Raw genomic sequence first — 5,211 nt, 5'->3', positions numbered from 1 at the left:
CGTCCAGCAGCTGCAAACGCTCTTCCAGGTACTGGTCGCTGTTCGGGTTGATCGCCAGGGGCAGGGCCTGCTCGCGCTTGAGTGCGGCGAACTTCTCGGCCGGCAGCAGGTAGTCGTCGAAGTCGCGGAACTGCCGCGAGCCCTTGACCCAGATGTCGCCGGAGCGCAGGGCGTTCTTCAGCTCGGACAGGGCGCAGATTTCGTAGAATTTCCGGTCGAGGCCTTCCGGGGTGATCACCAGCGGCTTCCAGCGCGGCTTGATGAAGGCCGTGGGTGCATCGGCCGGCACCTTGCGCAGGTTGTCGGCGTTCATCTCACGCAGGGTCTGCACGGCTGCCAGCACGCCTTGCGCGGCCGGCCCGTGCTGTTCCCCAACTTTTCGCTCGGCGAAGAGTATGAACATGCGCCGCCGGCGACGAATCGCCAAATCTCACCGTATCTCCCGAGCGGACGATTTCGCACCGGTCTGCCCGTCGAAGGGCTTGCGATCGAACGGGGCGACCTTTTCTATGCATGTCCGCGAGCCAGCGTCTTTTATGGCACGGCGCTCGACGCCGACCTTCGGACGCGCGGCGTAAGCACGCTTGTCATGGCCGGGATAAGCACCACCGGCGTTGTTCTTTCAAGCGTCGCCTGGGCTAGTGATGCGGACTACGACGTGCGTTTGGTCCAGGACTGCTGCTACGACCCGGATCGGGATGCCCACGAAGCTCTGTTGCGTTCCGGGTTCGGCGGACGTGTACAGGTCGTGTAATTTTCGGGCCTCGCATGATCGCGGCCATAGCCGCAGGTGGATTGGTGCGAGGCAGGGCCAGTCCAAGTCAGGGTGCGGTCATCGCGGCGCCTGCAACTCTCAAAAACCCATCGCCGTAGCGGAGGTCTTGTAATCGCATGTCATTACGCACGCCCGATTTATTGTTCACAGCGATAGCACCTGCCATTTGGGGCAGCACCTACATTGTCACCACCCAATACCTGCCGAACTTCTCACCGATGACGGTCGCGATGCTGCGGGCGTTGCCGGCGGGTTTATTGCTCGTGATGATCGTCCGACAGATTCCAACGGGAATCTGGTGGATGCGCATCTTCATCCTCGGCGCACTTAATATTTCGCTATTCTGGAGCTTGTTGTTTATTTCGGTCTACCGCCTGCCGGGCGGGGTCGCGGCGACGGTAGGCGCTGTGCAGCCGCTGATGGTCGTGTTCATCTCTGCCGCTCTGCTAGGTAGCCCGATACGATTGATGGCGGTCCTGGGGGCTATTTGCGGAACTGCGGGCGTGGCGCTGTTGGTGTTGACACCAAACGCAGCGCTAGATCCTGTCGGCGTCGCAGCGGGCCTGGCGGGGGCGGTTTCCATGGCGTTCGGAACCGTGCTGACCCGCAAGTGGCAACCTCCCGTGCCTCTGCTCACCTTTACCGCCTGGCAACTGGCGGCCGGAGGACTTCTGCTCGTTCCAGTAGCTTTAGTGTTTGATCCGCCAATCCCGATGCCTACAGGAACCAATGTTCTCGGCCTGGCGTGGCTCGGCCTGATCGGAGCGGGTTTAACCTACTTCCTTTGGTTCCGGGGGATCTCGCGACTCGAACCTACAGTTGTTTCCTTACTGGGCTTTCTCAGCCCGGGGACCGCCGTGTTGCTAGGATGGTTGTTCTTGGATCAGACGCTGAGTGCGCTTCAAATCATCGGCGTCCTGCTCGTGATCGGGAGTATCTGGCTGGGCCAACGTTCCAACCGCACTCCTAGGGCGCGTATAGCTTGCCGGAAGTCGCCTTGACCCGCATGGCATAGGCCTATCGTTTCCACGATCAGCGATCGGCTCGTTGCCCTGCGCCGCTCCAAAGCCCGCGACGCAGCGCCGGCAGGCAGAGCAAGTAGAGGGCAGCGCCTGCAATCCATGCCCACCCGTTCCACGTTGTTATAGAAGCCGCATAGATCGCCGTGAAGAGGAGGGGTCCGACGATCGAGGTCAGGCTGGTGAGCGCCGCCAGTGAGCCTTGCAGCTGCCCCTGACGTTCCTCATCCACCTGCCTGGACAACATTGCTTGCAGCGCCGGCATTCCGATGCCACCCGAAGCAAGCAGGACCATGATCGGGAACGCCATCCATCCCCGTGTCGCGAAGGCAAGCAGGATGTAGCCTGTGCCGTCGGCAATCATTCCGAGCATGAGTGCCCGCCTTTCGCCGAGCCGGGCGGCTACAGGGCCGGTGATCATTGCCTGGGCGAGTGAATGCAGAATGCCAAATGCGGCAAGCGAAATGCCGATCGTGGTCGCGTCCCAGTGAAAGCGATCCTCGCCGAAAATGACCCAAAGCGCGGCCGGCACCTGTCCGACAAGTTGCATGATGAAGAAGACCGCCATCAGGGCGGCGACGACGGTCATGCCCCGGGCCCACCGGAACGAAGCGAGCGGGTTGAGAGCCTCCCGGCGTAACGGCCGGCGTTCGCCTTTGTGCGACTCCGGCAAAAGGAAACAGCCCGTCAGGAAATTGAGGCCGTTCAAGGCTGCCGCGGCGAAGAACGGAGCGTGGGGGGAGAAACCGCCCATCAGCCCACCGAGCACAGGTCCCGCGACCATCCCGAACCCGAAACAGGCGCTCATGAAGCCGAAGTGCCGCGCGCGCTCATCGCCATCAGTGATATCGGCAATATAAGCGCCGGCTACCGCCCCAGTCGCCCCGGTGATGCCGGCCACGATCCGCCCGATATAGAGAACCCAAAGGAAAGGCGCCGTCGCCATGATGGCGTAGTCGACAGCAGCGCCGGCCAGCGAGACGAGCAAGACCGGCCGCCGCCCGAAACGATCCGACAGCGCGCCCAGCACAGGTGCGCAGGCAAATTGCATCAACGCATACAGCGCCAGCAGAATGCCATAGTGGGCGGTGACGTCGTTCGAGTGAACCAGATCGCGCAGGAGGCCCGGCAGCACCGGCATAATCAGGCCGATGCCGACAGCGTCGAGCGCGACAGTGCTCAGAATTACGATCAGGGGTCTGTTGGGTTTCACGTCTGGCCTCCGGACCAGCCTCCGCTGGTCCGATTGAACGCGCGGATTCTTTATCACTGATAAGTTGGTGGACATATTATGTTTATCAGTGATAAAGTGTCAAGCATGACAAAGTTGCAGCCGAATACAGTGATCCGTGCCGCCCTGGACCTGTTGAACGAGGTCGGCGTAGACGGTCTGACGACACGCAAACTGGCGGAACGGTTGGGGGTTCAGCAGCCGGCGCTTTACTGGCACTTCAGGAACAAGCGGGCGCTGCTCGACGCACTGGCCGAAGCCATGCTGGCGGAGAATCATACGCATTCGGTGCCGAGAGCCGACGACGACTGGCGCTCATTTCTGATCGGGAATGCCCGCAGCTTCAGGCAGGCGCTGCTCGCCTACCGCGATGGCGCGCGCATCCATGCCGGCACGCGACCGGGCGCACCGCAGATGGAAACGGCCGACGCGCAGCTTCGCTTCCTCTGCGAGGCGGGTTTTTCGGCCGGGGACGCCGTCAATGCGCTGATGACAATCAGCTACTTCACTGTTGGGGCCGTGCTTGAGGAGCAGGCCGGCGACAGCGATGCCGGCGAGCGCGGCGGCACCGTTGAACAGGCTCCGCTCTCGCCGCTGTTGCGGGCCGCGATAGACGCCTTCGACGAAGCCGGTCCGGACGCAGCGTTCGAGCAGGGACTCGCGGTGATTGTCGATGGATTGGCGAAAAGGAGGCTCGTTGTCAGGAACGTTGAAGGACCGAGAAAGGGTGACGATTGATCAGGACCGCTGCCGGAGCGCAACCCACTCACTACAGCAGAGCCATGTAGACAACATCCCCTCCCCCTTTCCACCGCGTCAGACGCCCGTAGCAGCCCGCTACGGGCTTTTTCATGCCCTGCCCTAGCGTCCAAGCCTCACGGCCGCGCTCGGCCTCTCTGGCGGCCTTCTGGCGCTCCTGCTGCGGCGTCCGCTCGTGGGCCGTGGCGCGGGTCCGCGCGCCGGCCTCGTGCGCCTGGCGCTCGCGGCCGTCTTCACGTTCTGCCTTGCGCAGATGAGATAGGGGAGCCCGCAGAATTCGGAAAAAATCGTACGCTAAGGTTTTCCGGGCATCCGTAAGGGCCGAAACTTCCCGTCTTCCAGTCTGCGGCTCTGCCGCCAGACGTAATCGCCGGTTAGGTTGATGTGCTCCCAGCCCAGCGGCGACAGGAATTGCAGCAGCTCGCCGTCCACCGGCTTGCCGGCCTCGACCAACCCCTGGGTGGCGCGTTCCAGGTACACCGTGTTCCACAGCACGATAGCCGCCGTCACCAGGTTGAGGCCGCTGGCCCGGTAGCGCTGCTGCTCGAAGCTCCGATCCCTGATTTCCCCAAGGCGGTTGAAGAACACCGCCCTGGCCAGCGAGTTGCGCGCCTCACCTTTGTTCAGGCCGGCATGCACGCGGCGGCGCAGTTCAACACTTTGCAGCCAGTCCAGGATGAACAGCGTGCGCTCGATCCGGCCCAGCTCGCGCAGGGCCACGGCCAGTCCGTTCTGGCGCGGGTAGCTGCCGAGCTTGCGCAGCATCAGCGAGGCGGTGACGGTGCCCTGCTTGATCGAGCTGGCCAGGCGCAGGATGTCGTCCCAGTGGGCACGCACGTGCTTGATGTTCAGGGTGCCGCCGATCAGCGGGCGCAACGTCGGGTAGGCTTGCACGCCCTGCGGCACGTACAGCTTGGTTTCGCCGAGGTCGCGGATGCGCGGCGCGAAGCGGAAGCCTAGCAGGTGCATCAGGGCAAAGACGTGATCGGTGAAGCCGGCCGTGTCGGTGTAGTGCTCCTCGATCCGCAGGTCGGACTCGTGGTACAGCAGGCCGTCGAGCACATAGGTGGAATCGCGGACGCCGACATTCACCACGCGGGTGCTGAACGGCGCGTACTGGTCGGAGATATGGGTATAGAACAGCCGTCCCGGCTCGCTACCGTACTTCGGGTTGACGTGCCCGGTGCTCTCGCCCCGGCCACCCGCGCGGAAGCGCTGGCCATCGGAGGATGAGGTCGTGCCGTCGCCCCAGTGGGCGGCAAAGGCGTGGCGATACTGGTGGTTGACCAGCTCGGCCAAGGCCGCCGAATAGGTTTCGTCGCGGATGTGCCAGGCTTGCAGCCAGGACAGCTTGGCGTAGGTCAGGCCGGGGCTCGACTCGGCCATCTTGGTCAGCCCGAGGTTGATCGCATCACCGAGGATTGCGG

General features: G+C 63.3%; 5 protein-coding genes and 1 pseudogene. 3 read left to right on the top strand and 3 right to left on the bottom strand.

Annotated elements, in window-relative coordinates; translation table 11 throughout:
• Window positions 1–358, bottom strand: a pseudogene (locus tag ACJ8QI_RS25375) (Tn3 family transposase); the annotation flags it as partial.
• Between the two features lie 3 nt (window positions 359–361).
• Between ACJ8QI_RS25375 and ACJ8QI_RS25370 the strand changes: the two are divergent.
• Both ACJ8QI_RS25370 and ACJ8QI_RS25365 read left to right on the top strand, forming a co-directional pair.
• Window positions 362–754: a cysteine hydrolase family protein gene (locus ACJ8QI_RS25370; protein ID WP_001351729.1), complete on the top strand. Its 393-nt coding sequence runs from the start codon at window positions 362–364 to the stop codon at window positions 752–754.
• A 137-nt stretch (window positions 755–891) separates the two neighbouring features.
• Window positions 892–1,776, top strand: a complete 885-nt coding sequence (locus tag ACJ8QI_RS25365) for a DMT family transporter (protein ID WP_000058717.1) — start codon at window positions 892–894, stop codon at window positions 1,774–1,776.
• A gap of 31 nt (window positions 1,777–1,807) precedes the next feature.
• On the opposite strand, the gene tet(A) is transcribed toward ACJ8QI_RS25365, so the two are convergent.
• Complete coding sequence (gene tet(A), locus ACJ8QI_RS25360; protein WP_000804064.1) at window positions 1,808–3,007, bottom strand: tetracycline efflux MFS transporter Tet(A); 1,200 nt, start codon at window positions 3,005–3,007, stop codon at window positions 1,808–1,810.
• 105 nt (window positions 3,008–3,112) lie between these two features.
• Here tet(A) and tetR(A) point away from each other — a divergent pair, with 105 nt between their 5' ends.
• Window positions 3,113–3,763, top strand: a complete 651-nt coding sequence (gene tetR(A), locus ACJ8QI_RS25355; protein WP_000164043.1) for a tetracycline resistance transcriptional repressor TetR(A) — start codon at window positions 3,113–3,115, stop codon at window positions 3,761–3,763.
• A gap of 315 nt (window positions 3,764–4,078) precedes the next feature.
• Here tetR(A) and ACJ8QI_RS25350 read toward each other — a convergent pair.
• On the bottom strand, window positions 4,079–5,211 hold a 1,133-nt coding region (locus ACJ8QI_RS25350; protein WP_123317929.1), incomplete at its 5' end, for a Tn3 family transposase.

This window comes from Serratia sp. CY84636, from assembly GCF_052166245.1.
Classification (GTDB): Bacteria; Pseudomonadota; Gammaproteobacteria; order Enterobacterales; family Enterobacteriaceae; genus Serratia; species Serratia nevei.
The sequence above is the reverse complement of the archived record's forward strand: the minus strand, read 5'-3'. Positions and strand labels throughout refer to the sequence as shown.

What these genes read in the sequence shown, in the direction of transcription:
- ACJ8QI_RS25365 (WP_000058717.1), top strand. Translation starts at nt 892, where the DNA reads ATGTCATTACGCACGCCCGATTTATTGTTCACAGCGATAGCACCTGCC.